Source organism: Mycolicibacterium gilvum (assembly GCF_900454025.1).
In the GTDB taxonomy this organism is placed as follows: domain Bacteria; phylum Actinomycetota; class Actinomycetes; order Mycobacteriales; family Mycobacteriaceae; genus Mycobacterium; species Mycobacterium gilvum.
Genome location: NZ_UGQM01000001.1, coordinates 5578271 through 5594688 on the forward strand (window position 1 = coordinate 5578271; position 16418 = coordinate 5594688).

Annotated in this window: 15 protein-coding genes; 8 read left to right on the forward strand and 7 right to left on the reverse strand. The window is 68.1% G+C overall.

All coding sequences use genetic code 11. From position 1 onward, the window contains the following. Positions 1-37 precede the first annotated feature (37 nt). From DYE23_RS26260 to DYE23_RS26270, 3 genes are read left to right on the forward strand one after another with little or no spacing between them, the layout of a single operon-like run. On the forward strand, positions 38-1501 hold the full coding sequence (locus tag DYE23_RS26260) for an ABC transporter permease subunit (protein WP_115328562.1): 1464 nt from the start codon (positions 38-40) through the stop codon (positions 1499-1501). Beyond that, complete coding sequence (locus tag DYE23_RS26265; RefSeq protein ID WP_115328563.1) at positions 1498-2256, forward strand: amino acid ABC transporter ATP-binding protein; 759 nt, start codon at positions 1498-1500, stop codon at positions 2254-2256. The genes DYE23_RS26260 and DYE23_RS26265 overlap by 4 nt, the downstream gene beginning before the upstream one ends. 25 nt (positions 2257-2281) lie before the next feature. Continuing rightward, positions 2282-3649 carry a flavin monoamine oxidase family protein gene (locus DYE23_RS26270; RefSeq protein ID WP_115328564.1) on the forward strand — a complete coding sequence of 456 codons (1368 nt, stop codon included), beginning with the start codon at positions 2282-2284 and terminating at the stop codon, positions 3647-3649. Here DYE23_RS26270 and DYE23_RS26275 read toward each other — a convergent pair. Genes DYE23_RS26275 through DYE23_RS26290 form a run of 4 tightly spaced genes read right to left on the reverse strand, consistent with a single transcriptional unit; the run spans position 3621 to position 8969 of the window. Continuing rightward, positions 3621-4604, reverse strand: a complete 984-nt coding sequence (locus DYE23_RS26275; RefSeq protein WP_372516295.1) for an NAD-dependent epimerase/dehydratase family protein — start codon at positions 4602-4604, stop codon at positions 3621-3623. The genes DYE23_RS26270 and DYE23_RS26275 overlap by 29 nt on opposite strands. Positions 4605-4614: 10 nt before the next feature. Continuing rightward, positions 4615-5577: an SDR family NAD(P)-dependent oxidoreductase gene (locus tag DYE23_RS26280; protein WP_115328566.1), complete on the reverse strand. Its 963-nt coding sequence runs from the start codon at positions 5575-5577 to the stop codon at positions 4615-4617. Continuing rightward, positions 5574-7790 carry an MMPL family transporter gene (locus tag DYE23_RS26285; RefSeq protein ID WP_115328567.1) on the reverse strand — a complete coding sequence of 739 codons (2217 nt, stop codon included), beginning with the start codon at positions 7788-7790 and terminating at the stop codon, positions 5574-5576. The genes DYE23_RS26280 and DYE23_RS26285 overlap by 4 nt, the downstream gene beginning before the upstream one ends. Positions 7791-7802: 12 nt before the next feature. After that, positions 7803-8969, reverse strand: coding sequence for a thiolase family protein (locus DYE23_RS26290; RefSeq protein ID WP_115329112.1), 1167 nt, complete (start codon positions 8967-8969; stop codon positions 7803-7805). A 302-nt stretch (positions 8970-9271) separates the two neighbouring features. On the opposite strand from DYE23_RS26290, the gene DYE23_RS26295 reads away from it, so the two are divergent. Genes DYE23_RS26295 through DYE23_RS26305 form a run of 3 tightly spaced genes read left to right on the forward strand, consistent with a single transcriptional unit; the run spans position 9272 to position 12511 of the window. After that, entirely contained in the window at positions 9272-10192 is a 921-nt protein-coding gene (locus DYE23_RS26295; protein ID WP_235660495.1) for an SDR family NAD(P)-dependent oxidoreductase, read from the forward strand. Further along, positions 10182-11546, forward strand: a complete 1365-nt coding sequence (locus DYE23_RS26300) for a cytochrome P450 (RefSeq protein ID WP_115328569.1) — start codon at positions 10182-10184, stop codon at positions 11544-11546. The genes DYE23_RS26295 and DYE23_RS26300 overlap by 11 nt, the downstream gene beginning before the upstream one ends. 14 nt (positions 11547-11560) lie before the next feature. Next, positions 11561-12511: an enoyl-CoA hydratase/isomerase family protein gene (locus DYE23_RS26305; protein WP_115328570.1), complete on the forward strand. Its 951-nt coding sequence runs from the start codon at positions 11561-11563 to the stop codon at positions 12509-12511. Between the two features lie 9 nt (positions 12512-12520). On the opposite strand, the gene DYE23_RS26310 is transcribed toward DYE23_RS26305, so the two are convergent. Continuing rightward, positions 12521-13738 carry a cytochrome P450 gene (locus DYE23_RS26310; protein WP_115328571.1) on the reverse strand — a complete coding sequence of 406 codons (1218 nt, stop codon included), beginning with the start codon at positions 13736-13738 and terminating at the stop codon, positions 12521-12523. 4 nt (positions 13739-13742) lie between these two features. Continuing rightward, positions 13743-14972 carry a tRNA guanosine(34) transglycosylase Tgt gene (gene tgt / locus DYE23_RS26315; protein ID WP_115328572.1) on the reverse strand — a complete coding sequence of 410 codons (1230 nt, stop codon included), beginning with the start codon at positions 14970-14972 and terminating at the stop codon, positions 13743-13745. A 53-nt stretch (positions 14973-15025) separates the two neighbouring features. Between tgt and DYE23_RS26320 the strand changes: the two genes are divergently transcribed. Both DYE23_RS26320 and DYE23_RS26325 read left to right on the forward strand, forming a co-directional pair. Beyond that, positions 15026-15481 carry a lipoprotein LpqH gene (locus DYE23_RS26320; protein ID WP_115328573.1) on the forward strand — a complete coding sequence of 152 codons (456 nt, stop codon included), beginning with the start codon at positions 15026-15028 and terminating at the stop codon, positions 15479-15481. Between the two features lie 73 nt (positions 15482-15554). Next, on the forward strand, positions 15555-16016 hold the full coding sequence (locus tag DYE23_RS26325) for a lipoprotein LpqH (protein WP_115328574.1): 462 nt from the start codon (positions 15555-15557) through the stop codon (positions 16014-16016). A 3-nt stretch (positions 16017-16019) separates the two neighbouring features. On the opposite strand, the gene DYE23_RS26330 is transcribed toward DYE23_RS26325, so the two are convergent. Further along, positions 16020-16364, reverse strand: a complete 345-nt coding sequence (locus tag DYE23_RS26330; RefSeq protein ID WP_115328575.1) for a DUF732 domain-containing protein — start codon at positions 16362-16364, stop codon at positions 16020-16022. Positions 16365-16418: the final 54 nt, after the last annotated feature.

A 16418-nucleotide genomic window follows, 5' to 3' on the forward strand; every position in this document is an offset into this window, starting at 1 on the left:
CCTTGGTCGGAGACGCCGAGATTGCTACCGTCCGCCGATGGGCTACTCACGCAGAGTTCTGCTCGCGGTGCTCGCCGCGCTCGCAGTCCTGCTGACGGCGTGCGGCTCGTCGGGACCCGGTAACGCGGTGGAGTCCTCGGGCGTGCTGCGCGTCGGAACCGAGGGCGTCTACGCGCCGTTCAGCTTTCACGACCCCGCGACCGGTCAGCTCACCGGATACGACGTCGACGTGGCGCGCGCTGTCGGCGAGAAGCTCGGTGTGCAGGTCGAATTCGTCGAGACGCCGTGGGACTCGATGTTCGCCGCGTTGGAGGCCAACCGCTTCGACGTCGTCGCGAACCAGGTGACCATCACCGGTGAGCGGCAGCAGAAGTACGACCTGTCGGAGCCGTATTCGATCGGCGAGGGCGTGATCGTGACCCGGGCCGGCGACTCCTCGATCACGTCGCTGGACGACCTCGAAGGCAAGCTCGCCGCCCAGAACACCACCAGCAACTGGGCGACCGTCGCCCGCGACGCCGGCGCACGCATCGAATCGGTGGAGGGGCTCACCCAGGCGATGGCCCTGCTCAGCCAGGGCCGCGTCGATGTCGTGGTCAACGACAGCCTGTCGATCTACGCCTACCTCGCCGAAACCGGCGACGCCGGTGTCACGATCGCCGGCACCACTGGGGAGAAGAGCGAACAGGGATTCGCGGCGCGGAAGAACTCCGGGCTGCTGCCCGACCTCGACGCGGCCGTCGAGGAGCTGCGGTCCGACGGCACGCTGGCCGAGATCTCGCAGAAGTACCTCAAGACCAACGCCTCCGGCGGGCAGGACGCACCGCAGGTCCAGCCGCGCTCGGCGCTGCAGCTCGTGCTCGACAACCTGTGGCCGCTGGCGAAGGCCGCGCTGACGATGACGATCCCGCTGACGGTCATCAGCTTCGTTATCGGGCTGGTGATCGCGCTCGGGGTGGCGTTGGCACGCCTGTCGTCGAATGTGGTCCTGACCAATCTGGCGCGGTTCTACATCTCGGTCATTCGCGGCACCCCGCTGCTGGTGCAGTTGTTCATCGTGTTCTTCGCGCTGCCCGAGTTCGGCGTCAGGATCGATCCGTTCCCCGCGGCGGTGATCGCGTTCAGCCTCAACGTCGGTGGCTACGCCGCCGAGATCATCCGGTCGGCGATCCAGAGCATCCCGAAGGGTCAGTGGGAGGCTGCGGAGACGATCGGGCTGAACTACGTCGGCGCGCTGCGCCGGATCATCCTGCCGCAGGCCACCCGGGTCGCGGTGCCGCCGCTGTCGAACACGTTGATCTCACTGGTCAAAGATACTTCCCTCGCGTCAACGATTTTGGTCACCGAACTGCTGCGGCAGGCCCAGATCATCGCGGCCCCGACGTTCGAGTTCTTCGCGCTCTACGGCACCGCCGCGGTGTACTACTGGGTGATCTGCCTGGTGCTGTCGTTCGGGCAGGCGAGATTCGAACGCCGACTGGAAAGGTATGTGGCGAAATGACGAGCGAGACCTGCGTCGCCGCACGGGAGGTGCACAAATCGTTCGGGCCGCTGGACGTTCTCAAAGGCGTGTCGTTCACCGTGCCGCGCGGGTCGGCGACGGCGATCATCGGTCCGTCCGGCTCCGGCAAGACCACGTTGTTGCGCACCCTCAACGCCCTCGACGTCGCCGACTCTGGCGTGATCACCGTCGGTGACGTCGAGATCGACTTCGCCCGACCGGTGCCGAAGGACCAGCTGCGCCGCTACCAGGCGCAGAGCGGCTTCGTCTTCCAGTCGCACAACCTCTTTCCGCACAAGACGGTGCTGCAGAACCTCACCGAGGGGCCGATCGTCGGGCAGCGCCGACCCCGCGACGAGGTCGAGGCGGAGGCGGTCGAACTGCTCGAGCAGGTCGGGCTCAAGGACAAGCGCGACAGCTACCCGTTCCAGCTGTCGGGCGGCCAGCAGCAGCGGGTCGGGATCGCCCGCGCGTTGGCGCTCAAGCCCAAGGTGGTGCTGTTCGACGAGCCGACGTCGGCACTTGATCCCGAACTCGTCGGCGAGGTGCTCGGGGTGATCAGGGACCTCGCGGTGCAGGGCTGGACGCTGGTGGTGGTCACCCATGAGATCCAGTTCGCCCGAGGGGTTTCCGATCAGGTGCTGTTCACCGATCAGGGCGTGATCCTCGAACAGGGCTCCCCCGCCGAGGTCATCGGCGATCCGAAGGAGGAGCGGACGCGGCAGTTCCTGCAGCGGATCCTCAACCCGCTGTAGTGCTCGCCGTGAGATTCTGTCCGGCATGGCCAGTGATGAAGCGGACGTACTGATCGTCGGCGCCGGGATCTCCGGGTTGATCGCCGCCCGCACGGTGTTGGCCGCCGGGCTGACGCCGCTCGTCGTCGAGGCCGACACCCGCGTCGGCGGCCGGGTGCTGACCGAGGAACTCGCCGGATTGCCGATGGAGCTCGGCGCGCAGTGGATCGGTGACACCCACCACCGGATGTTCGCGCTCGCCGCCGAACTCGGCGTCGACACCTACCCACAGTACGACGACGGCGAGACCTCCTATGAGCTTGCCGGCACAGGCGTGTTGCGCGGCAACGACTTCCACGAACGCTTCGCCGACGAGCTGGCCGAACTGGAGAAGGTGCTGCGGCGTCTCGACGAACTCGCCGCGGAGGTCTCCCCGGCGACGCCGTGGACCGCCCCGCACGCCGCCGAGTGGGACGCCGTCACCGCCGGAGCGTGGTACGACGAGCAGGGCCTCTCGCCGGTCGCGCGCACGCTGCTGGAGATCTGCACGGTCGGGATCCTCGCTGTCCCGACCGTCGAGGTGTCGTTCCTGCACCTGCTGTTCACCATTCAGACCTGCGGGGTGACCGCCGAACTGTTCGCCGAGTCCGAAGGCGGTGCGCAGACGACCCGATTCGTCGGTGGCACCGCGGAGATCCCGAAGCGGCTTGCGGCGTTGATCTCCGACCACATCGTGCTCGACTCCCCGGTGCAGCTCATCGAGCACGCCGCCGACAGCGTCACGCTGCACTGCCGCGGCGGCCGCATCGCACGGGGCCGGCGGGTCATCGTCGCGGTGTCCCCGACGCTGGCCGGGCGCATCATGTACGACCCGCCGCTGTCGGGGTACCGCGATCAGCTCACGCAGCGGATGCCGAACTCGGCCGCGATGAAGGCGTTCTTCGTCTACGACGAACCGTTCTGGCGCGCCGACGGACTCAACGGCCAACTCATCTCCGACATCGGGCCGGCGCGGATGAGCAATGACACCTGCATCCAGGGCGACGATCACGGAGTGATCCTGCTGTTCCTCGAAGGCGAGCAGGCCCGCACGCACAGTCGCTGGTCCGAGGAGGAACGTCGCGAGGCGTTGACCGCCGAGCTCGTGCGCCATTTCGGCGACCGCGCGGCCCGTCCGTCGCACTACGTCGACGGCGAGTGGGGCAGCCGCCAGTGGACGCGCGGGTGCTACAACGCCAACTGCGGGCCGCTGGTGTGGACCACCTACGGGGCCGCGCTCGCCGAACCGATCGGCGTGATCCACTGGGCGTCCACCGACACGGCCGTGGAATGGAGCGCCTACATGGAGGGCGCGGTGGAGGCCGGTGAGCGTGCAGCCCGTGAGGTCATCGGGTCGCTGGCACGCCGGCGCTGACGTAGAACCGTGCCGCTCGGCGGATCGCCTCAGACGTCGGAGACGGATGCCAGCCCAGTTCACGTTCTGCCTTCGTGTGATCGGCCGGCGAGGTCAGGTCGAGTAGGCGCACCACGTCCAGATAGGGCGTGACCTTCTTCGGCAGCATCGCCTTCAGCGCGCTGCCCGCGTAGGCGCCGGCGTAGAGCATCGCCATCGGCACGGCGACCGACGGCGGACGCGCCCCCGTCTCCTGCGCAGCGGTGCACAGGATCTCACGCAGGCTCATGTAGCTCTCGGAGACGATGTAGCGCTCCCCCGGCCTGCCGTGTTCGGCCGCCAGCAGCAGCGCGGCCGCGGCGTCCTCGATGCCGACGACCTCGGCGGCCGCACCCCGGGCATAGAAGCGCATGCGCCCCGCGGCGGCACGGGCGACGACCTCGCCGTGCGGCGTCGGCTGCCAGTCACCCGGGCCGTAGGTGTTGGACACGCACATGACGACCCCGGGCAGCCCTCGACCCTCGACGGCGTCGAGGACCAGATCCTCGGCGGCCAGGCGGGTCCGGACGTAGGCGCCGCACCGATCGGCCAGGGTGAACGGATCGGCTTCGGTCACGGGTGTGCCGTCCGGGCTGACCGCGATCGTGCAGATCGTGCTCAGGAACACGAACCTGTCCAGGTCCGCGTCCACGGCGTGGTCGAGAACCCGGCGCAGACCGTCGACATTGGTGGAGAACAGCGGCGCCGGGTCGGCGAGCATCGCCCGGGTGTCGACGACGCAGTAGAACACCACGTCCCTGTCGGCCATCGCCGAGCGGACGGCGCCGTCATCGACGATGTCGCCGTAGTGCCGTTCGACGTCGAGATCGTCGATTCCGCGGGTGGAGCTGGTGCGGCGCAGCAGCACGCGTACGTCGTCGCCGCGTGCGACGAGTTGGCGGGTGACGTGGGATCCGAGAAAACCACTGGCTCCCATGACCAGTGATCTACGTCGCGGCATCCGGCGTTCCGGTCAGGGCGTCGAGCCGATGCCACCAGGGGGCGGTACCGGATGGTGTCACACCGCAGATGTCATTCGCCTCGGTGAAGTACTCGTACACCCGGGAGGTGTCGACCGCGGGGGCCTTCTTGCCCCATTTCACAGATAGAAAGCCGTTGTACCCCAGAGACTTCTGGTGCAGCACGTACGGTGCCATCACCCGTGATCCGCGACCGACGGTGACGCCCCCGAATGTCCACGCCACGAACGGCAGCACCTTGAGCCAGTAGATCTGACTGAACCGGTGACGCTCCCTGAGGATGTTGGTCCCCGGCATCACCCCCGGATCGAAGTAGGCGGCTCCCATGCCGTCGGGAACCAGCCTCGCGGCGGCACACGACAGGTAGAACAGGCCGAGCTTCGTACGCGCGTAGGCGCCCACCCCGTCCTCACCCGGTGCGCACTGCTCCGAAAGAGGTTTCCAGGCAGCAGGTTTCACTCCCGCCAGCTTCTGGAACCAGGTCTGCCTGATCGTGGGTGACCCGACGATGAGGATGCGCGCATCGTCGGCGAGATACGGGCTCAGCCCCGCCAGCAGCGTGTGGGGACCGAACAAATTGGTGGCCACCGTCAGTTCGATCCCGTCGACACTCATCTCCGTGGCGTCGTTGCGCAGGATCGCCGCATTCATCACGACAGAGCTCAGCGGCGCGAGTGCACCCTGCTCGATCAGTTCGCCCACGCGGGCGGTCGCCGATCGGACGCTGTCGAGGCTGGACTGTTCACAGCAGACGATCCGGTCGAATCCCTCGGTGAACCGGTCACCGAGGAGCTCGCGAAGATCGTCGGCGCGCTGTTCGTTCCGGACGAGCAGCACCGACTGCCAGCCCGGGGTGCCGACGATCCGGCGTGCCACTCCGAGACCGAGGCCGGACGTCGCACCGGTCAGCAGCAGGCTTCTCGTCGTCATGCCTTCTCCTCCGCCAACACCGGATTCCGTTGCGCCGGCGGCTCGTGCATACCGAACCTGGCGTGCAGGCGTGCCAGCGGGTGCGGCGCCCACCAGTTCCACCGACCCAGCAGGACCATGACCGCGGGCAGCAGCACCGAACGGATCAGGATCGCATCGACCAGGATCGCGACCGCGAGCCCGAACCCGAAGATCCGCAACATGGACACCTCTGACGCCGTCAGCCCGGCGAATGTGATGGCCATGACGAGTGCCGCAGCGGTGACGATGCGGCCCGTCCCGGCCAGACCGAGTGCCACGGATTCCCGATTGGCCCGGTGCGACCGGTCGGACGCGAGCCAGAACTCGCGGGTACGGGCGATGATGAACACCTCGTAGTCCATCGACAGCCCGAAGGCCACACAGAACATCAGCACCGGGATCGTGGACGCCAGGGTGCCGACGGCCGTGGTGCCGAGGCCGCCGAGGTGCCCCTCCTGGAAGATCCACACCAGGGTCCCGAATGTCGCGGTCAGCGACAGCGCGTTGAGGATCAGCGCCTTCAGCGGGATCACCACGCTGCCGGTCAGCATGAACAACAGCATGTACATCACGATCGCGATCAACCCGAGCAGGACCGGAAGCCTGGAGGAGATCGCCTGCACCCCATCGCGATTGGACTGTGCGGCACCGGTGAACAGCGCTGTCGTGTCCGTCGGTGGAGGTATCGCGTGCAGACGATCGAGCAGCTCGTCCGATTCCGAACTGAACGGCTCGGTCGTGGAGGTGACCGTCAGGAAGCTGTGGTCGGCGTTCGCGGCGGCTTCCCCACCGGACGGGCCGACCGCGCGCCCGCCGGCGAACGTGGCGTTCGGACCGACGGCGACGACGACGGAGGGCACCTGCGACAACGCCGCCGCGTAGGTGTCGACCTCGCCCGGGCCACCGAAGCCGTCTTCGTGGCGCAGCACGATGTGCACCGGCAGGCCCGCGTCCTGGGTGAAGTCCTCCCGGATCTGGTCGCCGACCTGCCTCGCCGGCGACGAGGTCGGCAGGATGCGGTCGTCGGGAAAGCCGAACTTCACGTCGAGGAAGGGCAGTCCGACCACGATCAGCGGCACGAGGGTGACGGCGACGGCGAGCCACGGCCTGCGCATCACCGCCAGAGCCCAGTTGTACCAACGTGACTCGGTGAGTGGCTTCTGCTTGCCGGGCCTGCCGATCCGGTGCCCGGTCACCTTGATCGCCGCCGGGGTGATCACGAGCGCGGCCATCGCGGCGAGCGCGACCACGGACACCGCGCCGTAGGCGAACGACCGCAGGAAGTACATCGGGAAGACGGCCATCGTCGCCAGACAGAGCGCCACGGTCGCCGCGGAGAAGGCCACCGTGCGGCCGGCGGTACGCATCGTCCGCCGCAACGCCTCCTCGGCGTCGGCACCGCCGCCGATCTCCTCCCGGTAGCGACTGACCAGCAGCAGCGAATAGTCCACCGCCAGCGCCAGTCCCAGCGCCACCGCGAGATTCAGCGCGAAGACCGAGACCTCCGCGAACTCGGCGATGACCCGCAGGATCGCGACCGAACCCGAGATCGCGAACGCGCCGACGGCCAGCGGAACCAACGCCGCGTAGAACCCGCCGAACACCCAGATGAGCACGAGGAACGTCAACGGGAGCACGATGGCCTCGCTGATCGTCAGGTCCTTCCTGGCCTGTTCGTTGACCTGGGCGTAGACGGCCCCCGGCCCGCCCGCCTCGACCCTGACGCCGTGCTCTCGGTCACCGACGAAGCGCTCCACGAGTTCGGTCGAGGAGGCGATACCGGCACTCTCGTCCCCGTCGAGATAGGCGATCACCAGGGCGGCGTCGCCGTCCCTGCTCACCAGTCCCGACGCGACGGGATCTGCACTCTCCAGGGGCGAGAGCACCCTGGCCACGTGATCGGCCGCGCGGATCTCCTCGACGAGGTCACCCACGACACCCCGAACCGCCGGCGAGGTCACCGGCTCGGGAGCAGTGACCAGCAGGTTGAGGTTGACGAACCCGCGGCCGAACTCGTCGGTGAGAACCTGGTTGGCCTGGTTGGATTCGGCGTCCGGGTCGGTGAAGCCGCCGGCCGACAGCATCGACCCCACAGGCGCCGCCAGCACACCGGCGACAGCCATCAGCATGACCGCCACGGCCAGCACCCGTTTGGGCGCCGCGACGGCGAGACGGGCGATCGAGTCCAGCACGGTGGGGGCTCCTTATGCTGCCGGCGGCATGACCTTGAGCACGATCGCGGAGCCCAACCCGCCGGCGCTGACGATCGCGCCCGCCCCGACTCCACCTCCGCGGCGCTGAAGCTCGTTGATCAGCGTGCCGGCGACCCGGGTTCCCGACGCACCGTAGGGGTGCCCGAGGGCGAGTCCTCCACCGTGGACGTTGAGCCGGTCCCCGTCGATTCCGAGAGACCGCGAATACGCGACGCCGATCGATGCGTACGAGTCGTGCACGTCGAAGAGGTCGACGTCGTCGAGATCGAGCCCCGCCACGTCCAGAGCTCGCCGGGTGGCTTCGACGGTGGCGTCCGTGGCGCCGTCGGGCTTCGAGCCGACGACCGACCAGCCGGTGATCTCGGCCAGCGGTGTCATCCCGTGCTCGCGCGCGAACTCGCGCTCGCAGATCAGTGTCGCCGCCGCCCCGTCGGTCAAACCCGTCTGATTGCCCGGCGTGACCGTGCACTGCTCCCCGAGGAACGACGTCATCTCGGCCAGGGTTTCCACTGTGAGGTCCCGCGACGGAAGTTCGTCGGCGAACACCGACGCGTCACCGACCTCGACCGCGATCTTCTCGGCGTCGAGGACCCCGTTCTCCTGCGCATCGCAAGCCAGCGCGTGCGCACGCGCCGCCCATTCGTCGACCTCGGCGCGGGTCAGACCGTACTGCGTGGCGGTACCTTCGCCGAGCATCGCCGCCAGATCGAGCGCAGGCATCTCGCCGATGCCGGGATGCATCGGGGCGATCGGGGTGTCGGTGATCCCGGTCGTCGCGAAATGCGGCCCCGCCAAGGGCGATTGGGACGGGGTGTTCAGGCCGCCCGCGATCACGCAGCGCGCCATTCCCGACCGGATGCCCGCGACGGCCTGGTGCATCGCGACCATGCCCGATGTGCACCAACCCCCCACGTCGTAGGCGGGGATGTCCAGTGGCAGGCCGAGATCCAGCGCCGAGTACCGCGCGATGCATCCGCCGCCTTGCAGCACCTCACCCATCACGATGGTGTCGATCAACGCCGGGTCGAGACCACTGCGGTCGATCACGCCGCGGATGACCGCTCCGGCAAGGTCGAATTCGGAGACCTTCGCCAGACCTCCCACCAGCGAACGGGTGAACGGGGTCCTCGCGTAGGCCACGATGACTGCGTCTGGCATCGAACGAGTCGGTTCCACCGGCATTGCTGTTCCCATCTTCGGCACGCACGGCCAGGCATGGTGCGCCGCCGCAGCGTTTCTGCGTCGAACCGCGAACTGCCTTTAATTGCCGCTTCCGTCATAAAACTCTCACTGCGAACGCTTTTGATTTGTAACACGTTCTAGTGGCGATCGTCTAGTTAGCTGAGCTCGAAAAGGCGCTGCCCGCGGCCTTTCCGTTCTCCACTGGATCTGTCAACTAGAACCTGTTATACAAACGGCTGTCAGTTATCTCCCGAGACACGAGCGAGCAAGGAACTGCGGTGCCTCCGACCTCGATGCACGACGCTCGGCGATGGATCGACGAGAACATCGGCGATCAGAGCGGCCGCACGATTCTGATCACCGGCGGCAACGGCGGACTCGGAGCTGCGACCGCCGCGCATCTCGCCTACGCCGGCGCCCATGTGGTACTGGCCTGCAGGCGGCCCGACAGCGGTGAACGAATCGCCCGTCAAATCGGTTCCGCCGCTGAGGTTCTACCGCTCGACCTGGCCGACCTGAGTGCCGTTGCCCGATCGGCCGAGGCGTGTGACGCCGTCGACGCCGTGGTGGCCCTCGCCGGCGTCTGCTACGCACCGTGGGCGCTCACCACAGACGGCTTCGAGCAGCACATCGGCGTCAACCACCTGGGTCACTTCGCCTTCGTCGGGCAACTGCTGCACCGAATCCGGGGGCGTGTGGTGGCGGTGACGAGCCGTGCCCACGAGTTCTGCGGACGACCGGGCTTCGGCAGTTACGTGCCCGAGGACCCTTCATGGCGCACGCGAAAGTACTCCGCCTTCGATGCATACTGTCAGGCCAAGCTCGCCAATCTGCTGTTCGTCAATGAGCTGCAACGTCGCTTCGAGGCATCCGGTTCGACGTTGAGTGCCGTTGCCGCCCAACCGGGTTGGTCCGACACCGACGCGGGCATGCACTCGGGACGTTGGCTCGGTGACGTGTTCTGGCGCGCGTCCTGCCGGCTCATCCGCCAGTCACCGACCGTCGGTGCGCTCGCCATCGCCTACGCGGTCGCCTCTGAAAAGGCAGAACCCGGAGGTTATTACGGCCCTCGGCAACTTTTCGGGATGCGGGGGCTACCGGGAGAGAACACGGCGGCGACGACGGCGTCCGATCCGGATCTGCTGCGACGGACCTGGGCGGCGGCAGAGCACCAGACAGGGGTCACCTATGCCCTCTGATCCACGGGTTTCGTCTGACCGACGGGCCGTCCCGCAGAGCCCGTTGAGCTACCGCGAGCGCATCGCGGCCATCCAGGACATCCACACCGGGTGCGAGGTCTTCCGCGACGCCGGCGGACCGGTGACGTCGGTGCAGATCGCACCGCCGTGGATGCTGCCGCCGTTCGTGATCGTGACGTCGCCGCGGGGCGCACGGGACGTGCTGAGCGCGACGTTCCCGACTGTCGACCGCGACTTCCCGTTCATGACCGAGCAGCAGCACCTCAACGGCGGATCACTGCTGAACTTCGCCCATGCCGACTGGGTCGGCCGCCGCCGGATCCTGCAGCCCGTGTTCACCAGACCGCAGATCGGCCGGCTCAGCGAGACGATGTTCGCGATCGCCGAGGAGTGCGTCCAGGGGTGGGGCAACCGCGGTGCCGTCGACCTCGACCGGGACAGCCGGCGGATCACGATGCGCGTCCTGGGCAGGTCGATCATGGCCTTCGAACCCGACCACGACACCGACGCGCTGGTGGAACCCATGCGCCGGATCAGCGCCTACATCGCGGCACGAGGCAGGGCACCGGTCAAGCTGCCCCGCTGGGTACCGACACCGGCGCGGCGGCATGCGGTGGCGTTCAACAAGCTCGCCCACGAGCTGGCCGCCGAGATCCTGCACGCCTGCCGTACCGACCCCGAACGCGATGCGCCGCTGGTGCGGGCGATGCTCGCGGCCACCGACCCGGACACCGGCCGGCCGTTGAGCGACGAGGACATCTGCCACGAACTCGTGATCTTCCTGGCGTCCGGGCTGGAGACCACCGCGACGACGCTGGCCTACGCGCTCTGGGCCCTGGGGCGCGCGCCGGACATCCAGGACCGGGTCGCCGCGGAGGTGCGCGCCGTCGACGCCGCCGCGCTGACGTCGGACCCTCGCGGATGCCTTCCGTACACGATGTGTGTGCTCCAGGAGGCTCTGCGCCTGGGCGGCCCCACCCCGGCGATCATGCGCGTCGCCCGCACCGACATGGAGGTCGACGGTCACCAGGTGACCTCGGGTAGCCAGCTGGTGGTGGGTGTCTATGCGTTGCACCGAGATCCGCAGCTGTGGGAGGACCCGCTCACATTCGATCCGGACCGGTTCACCCCGGAGAACAGCCGGGACCGCGACCGCTGGCAGTTCCTCCCGTTCGGGGGCGGACCGCGCTCGTGTATCGGCGAGCACTTCGCGCTGACCGCAGCCGCGCTCGAGCTCGCGGCGGTACTGCGGAACGTCGACATCATCTCGCAGACAGCGGATTTCCCGGTCACGGCACCGTTGACGATCGTGCCGGACGGACCGATACCGGCGAAGATCCGGCAGCGGGTCTGACGGTAGGAGACGTGATGCGACACGCCGTCGAGCTGGATCTCGACACACTGACACTGTCCCAGCACGGTCGGGTCGTCACCGCGGTGTTCGCCGATCCGCCGAACCACTTCCTGTCCCTGCGACTCGTCAAGGACATGGACCGGCTGAGCGCGGCGGTCGATCGCGATCCCACCGTCGGGGCTGTCGTTCTCACCGGGACCGGCGACCGATTCATCTCACACAGCGAGCCCGATCAGGTGCGGCTGTTCTTCGAGATGCCCGCTCCCCCGCTACCCGAACGCGTTCTGCGCTGGTCGATTCGGGCCAACAACGCGACGTTGCGGATCCCGGCGATCCGCACGCTCACCGAGAAGCGAGGCGGGGACTGGGGCTCGGGGATCGTGTACAGCACGCTACTCAAGAGGACCAACCTCCGGATGAACCGCTCGCGGGTCATCTACATCGCCGCGATCAACGGTGTCGCGATCGGCGGCGGTTTCGAGATGGCGCTCGCCTGCGATCTCCGATTCGCCGCAGACGACGATCAGGTCCGGATCGGACTCATCGAGATTCTGGCCGGCCTGATTCCCGGTGGGGGTGGTACGCGGCGGCTCACCGAGATCGTCGGCCAGGCCAAGGCTTTCGAGCACATGGTGGAGGGCCGTCCGCTGACTGCGCGCGAGGCGCACACGGCGGGGCTGGTGAACGGCCTGAGCGACCCCGCCGAACTGCTCGCCGACGCCCGCCGAACCGGTGAGAGACTTGCGCAGCGCTCACCGTATGCCGTCTCGGCGCTGAAGCGCGCCGTCTATTTCAACAGTCGTCGGGAGCTCTCGGCCGCGCTGGATGTCGAGCTGGCGGCGTTCATCGCCACGGGCAGGAACCCACACAAGCGGGTGATCGCCGAGGCTTTCGAAGCCGATGTGGACAGGCTCGGCGACAGCCCGTTCGCCGTCGACATCGAGCCGTGGCTCGACGGGCGCTGAGCCTTTGTCTCACAAGGCGATCGGTAGTTCCGACATTCCACGCAGCGTCACGTTCTGCTTGTAGACGGGCTCACCGGCGAGCCGCGCCTCGGGGAACCACGACGTCAGTGCGGTCAACGCGACGGTGGCTTCCAGCCGGGCCAGTGGTGCACCGATGCAGAAGTGCGGCCCTTTGCCGAACCCGAGATGGCGGATGGTCTCCCGGTCCGGATCGAACTCGTCGGGGCGGTCCACCGAGTCGGGGTCGCGGTGCGCGGCTGCGGTCAGAAGCAGCATGTTGTCGCCCTTGGGCACGGTCACGCCCCCCAAGGTGATGTCCTCGGCCGCGATCCGGCCGACCAGCTGCACCGGCGGGTCGTACCGCAGCGTCTCCTCGACCACAGCTCCCACGCGGGCCGGTTCGGCGGCCAGTGCCGCCCACTGACCGTCGTTGCGCAGCAGCGCGAGGATCGCGTTCGCGATCAGGTTGACCGTCGTCTCGTGCCCCGCCACCAGCAGCAGATTGCACGTCGCGACGATCTCGTCCTCGGTGAGCTGATCGCCGGACTCCTCGACCCGGATCAACCCGGACATCAGGTCGTCGCCAGGCTCGCGGCGACGCCGCGAGAGAAGCTCCCGCAGGTACCCGCGCAGCCACCGCGCGGCCTGCAGGCGTTCCTCGAACCCTTCCCCGGCCGAACCCGTCACCGTCGCGAAGGGATCCAGGGACTGCGCGAGCAGCGCCGAGGCGGCACTGAACTCGGGCTCGTCCTCCAGCGGCACCCCGAGCAGCCGGCAGATCACCGCCACCGGCAGCGGGTAGGCCAGCCCGCCGATCGCGTCGAGGGTTCCGTGCGCGCCGGCGAGCAGCGTGTCGACCAGCCCCACGATCTCCGGCTCGAGCGCCTTGACGACCCTCGGGGCGAACGCCTTGCTCACCAGTCGGCGCAGCCGGGTGTGGTCCGGCGGGTCGAGGAACAGGAACCCGGGCGGCCCGAACGGGCGAGGCTGCGCGCCGTCGGCGATCGCGCGCTGGGCCAGGGTCGACTTCAGCCGGTCGCTGGAGGAGTGCGGATGTCGCAGCACCTCGTCGCAGTCGGCATAGGAGGAGAACACCGTGAGGTTGTTGGCGGGCAGCTGCACCGGTCCCTGCGCGCGGATCCGCGCGTAGAGCGGGTACGGATCGGCGCGGTGTGCGGGATTGAGCATCTGCAGGAGCAGCGACTGCGGTTCGGCAGCGGTCGTCATCCTCTCATTGTGCAGACGGCCGCGTCGCGTAGTAGCGACCGAGGACGTGCTCGCGCAGCTCGTCGAAGCGGCCCGCCGGGATCGCGGCGCGGATGTCGTCGACGAGCCGGATGATGAACCGCTCGTTGTGGATCGTGCACAGCGTGGCGGCCAGCAGCTCCTTGGCCTTGAACAGGTGGTGCAGGTAGGCGCGGGTGTAGTGGGCGCACGTGTAGCAGTCGCACTCGGCGTCGATCGGCGTGAAGTCGCGGCGGTACCTCGCCCCGGTGATGTTGTAGCGGCCGTCGGCCGAGTACACCGCGGCGTTGCGCGCCACCCGCGACGGCGAGACGCAGTCGAACGTGTCGGCGCCCGCGGCGACCGCGGCGAACAAGTCGTCGGGCTCGCTGATCCCGAGGAGATGCCGCGGCTTGTCGTCGGGCAGTTCGCTGCTGACCCAGCCGACGATCGTGGCGAGGTTCTGCTTCTCCAGCGCCCCACCGATCCCATATCCGTCGAAGCTCAACCCCTCCGCGGGACCCTTGTCTCTCCCGATCTCGGCCAAACCGCGCGCGGCCTGCCTGCGCAGATCCTCGTACTGGGCGCCCTGCACCACCCCGAACAGTGCCTGCGGCGGTGTGTGGGAGCGCACCTCGGACAGTCGGTGGTGTTCGGCCAGGCATCGCACCGCCCACTCGTGGGTGCGCTGGACCGAACGCTCCTGGTACTCGCGGGTGTTGACCAGCGTGGTGAGTTCGTCGAACGCGAAGATGATGTCGGCGCCCAGCTGATGCTGGATCCCGATCGACACCTCCGGGGTGAAGCGGTGCGAGGACCCGTCCAGATGCGAGCGGAACGTCACGCCGTCGTCGTCGACGTGGGCGAGGCGCTCCTTGCCCTCGGCGATGATGTCGTCGGCCCGGACCCGTTCGGTGTCCATCGCGAGCACCTTCTTGAAGCCCACGCCCAGCGACATCACCTGGAAGCCACCGCTGTCGGTGAACGTCGGGCCAGGCCAGTTCATGAACGCACCGAGCCCGCCCGCCTCGTCGACGATGTCAGGTCCCGGCTGCAGGTAGAGGTGATAGGCGTTGGCCAGGACAGCCTGCGCGCCAACCTGTTTCATCGTCTCGGGCAGGACGGCCTTGACGGTGGCCTGAGTGCCGACCGCGATGAACGCCGGAGTCTGGATGTCGCCGTGCGGCGTCCGGATGACTCCGGTGCGGCCGAGCCGCCCGGGCAGTTCGGCGGTCACCGAAAAGAAGGGATCAGCGCTACTGGGCTCGGGCACGTCGTAGATTCTGCACTGTGAGCACGCGCTGGCCCCTCGCCGCTTCCACCGCCGTCGCCGCCCTGGCCGTCGCCGGGTGTGCGTCGTCGCCACCCGCGTACGACCCCCCGCCCGGCACGCTGGTCGCAGGCACCGCCCAGATCACGGTCAACGGCAACGATCTGGGAACCACCGATTCGGTGCAGTGCGACCCGGCCGGGACGCTGACGATGATGCGGACCGGCGACCCGGACGATCCCGATGCTCCGGGCATGTCGGCGATCATCGCCAGCGGGGACGAACTGGTGGTCCGCGGCGTCGGCATCAACGACCTCGGCGGCTTCACCGGCAGCTACAACGAAGGCCTCGGCGGCGAGGCGACCGTGACCATGACGGGCCGCACCTACGACATCAGCGGCACCGCCGACGGATTCGAGACCGCCAATCCGAGCTTTCGAACAGAAGGCAACTTTCAGATCAAGATCGCCTGCTGAGACGTCTCCAGCGGTAATACTGCTGGAGATGGTCCGCCGATCCGGCGATCACACGATTCAAAGGAGCACCGTGATGAACCGTCATGTCATCGTCGCCGTAGGCGGCGCAGCGCTCGTCATCGCCGGCCTGTCGGGCTGTGGTGGCTCGGACAAGTCGGAGACCACAGGAGAGACATCCTCGGCCGCCGCGGCCGAAGGCAAGAGCACCGTCACCATCGACGGCGCCGACCAGGAGGTGACGGGCACCGTCGTCTGCTCGGACATGGGCGGCAACACCAACATCGCCATCGGTGACGCCACCACGGGCATCGGCGCGGTGGTCAGCACCGGTGACGAACCCACGCTGGTCTCTGTCGGTCTCGGCAACGTCAACGGCGTCACGCTCGGTTACCAGAGCGGCACCGGTTCCAATGACGGCAAGGTCGAGAAGGACGACAAGACCTACAAGATCTCCGGCACCGCCACGGGCGTCGACATGGCCAACCCGATGCAGCCGGTGAACAAGCCGTTCGAGATCGAGGTGACCTGCCCGTAACTTCTAGAACGGGGTGTAGCCCGCGGCCGACTGCCGCAGCTGCCAGATCTGGGCGGGGCACAGTTCGTTGACGGCCTGGTTGATCAGGTACCCCGCCTGGTAGTAGTCGGTGGTGCGGAAGTCGGCCTTCACCTGGTCGACGAGTTCGCGGTAGGTCATCTGACCGGCGACCCGCGCGCAGACGCTGTTCCCGTAGCCGATCGCGGCGTCGGCGTTGGGGAAGTTGTAGCCGGGCCGGACGTGGACGTTGACGAGATAGGCCACGGTGTCGGCGTTCGCGGCCGGTGCGCCGACCAGCGCCGCCGACGGTACAGCGGCCAACAGCAGTGCCCTCACCAGCGGCTTCATGGGTGATGACCTTACGCCACGGACGGCGGCGCGGTGGCAATGCGGGCAAGCCCG

Bases quoted from the DNA above. Each gene is read 5' to 3' on its own strand.
- DYE23_RS26260 (WP_115328562.1), top strand. From the start codon at position 38: ATGGGCTACTCACGCAGAGTTCTGCTCGCGGTGCTCGCCGCGCTCGCA.
- DYE23_RS26265 (WP_115328563.1), top strand. From the start codon at position 1,498: ATGACGAGCGAGACCTGCGTCGCCGCACGGGAGGTGCACAAATCGTTC.
- DYE23_RS26270 (WP_115328564.1), top strand. From the start codon at position 2,282: ATGGCCAGTGATGAAGCGGACGTACTGATCGTCGGCGCCGGGATCTCC.
- DYE23_RS26275 (WP_372516295.1), bottom strand. From the start codon at position 4,604: ATGGGAGCCAGTGGTTTTCTCGGATCCCACGTCACCCGCCAACTCGTC.
- DYE23_RS26280 (WP_115328566.1), bottom strand. From the start codon at position 5,577: ATGACGACGAGAAGCCTGCTGCTGACCGGTGCGACGTCCGGCCTCGGT.
- DYE23_RS26290 (WP_115329112.1), bottom strand. From the start codon at position 8,969: ATGCCAGACGCAGTCATCGTGGCCTACGCGAGGACCCCGTTCACCCGT.
- DYE23_RS26300 (WP_115328569.1), top strand. From the start codon at position 10,182: ATGCCCTCTGATCCACGGGTTTCGTCTGACCGACGGGCCGTCCCGCAG.
- DYE23_RS26305 (WP_115328570.1), top strand. From the start codon at position 11,561: ATGCGACACGCCGTCGAGCTGGATCTCGACACACTGACACTGTCCCAG.
- DYE23_RS26310 (WP_115328571.1), bottom strand. From the start codon at position 13,738: ATGACGACCGCTGCCGAACCGCAGTCGCTGCTCCTGCAGATGCTCAAT.
- DYE23_RS26325 (WP_115328574.1), top strand. From the start codon at position 15,555: ATGAACCGTCATGTCATCGTCGCCGTAGGCGGCGCAGCGCTCGTCATC.
- DYE23_RS26330 (WP_115328575.1), bottom strand. From the start codon at position 16,364: ATGAAGCCGCTGGTGAGGGCACTGCTGTTGGCCGCTGTACCGTCGGCG.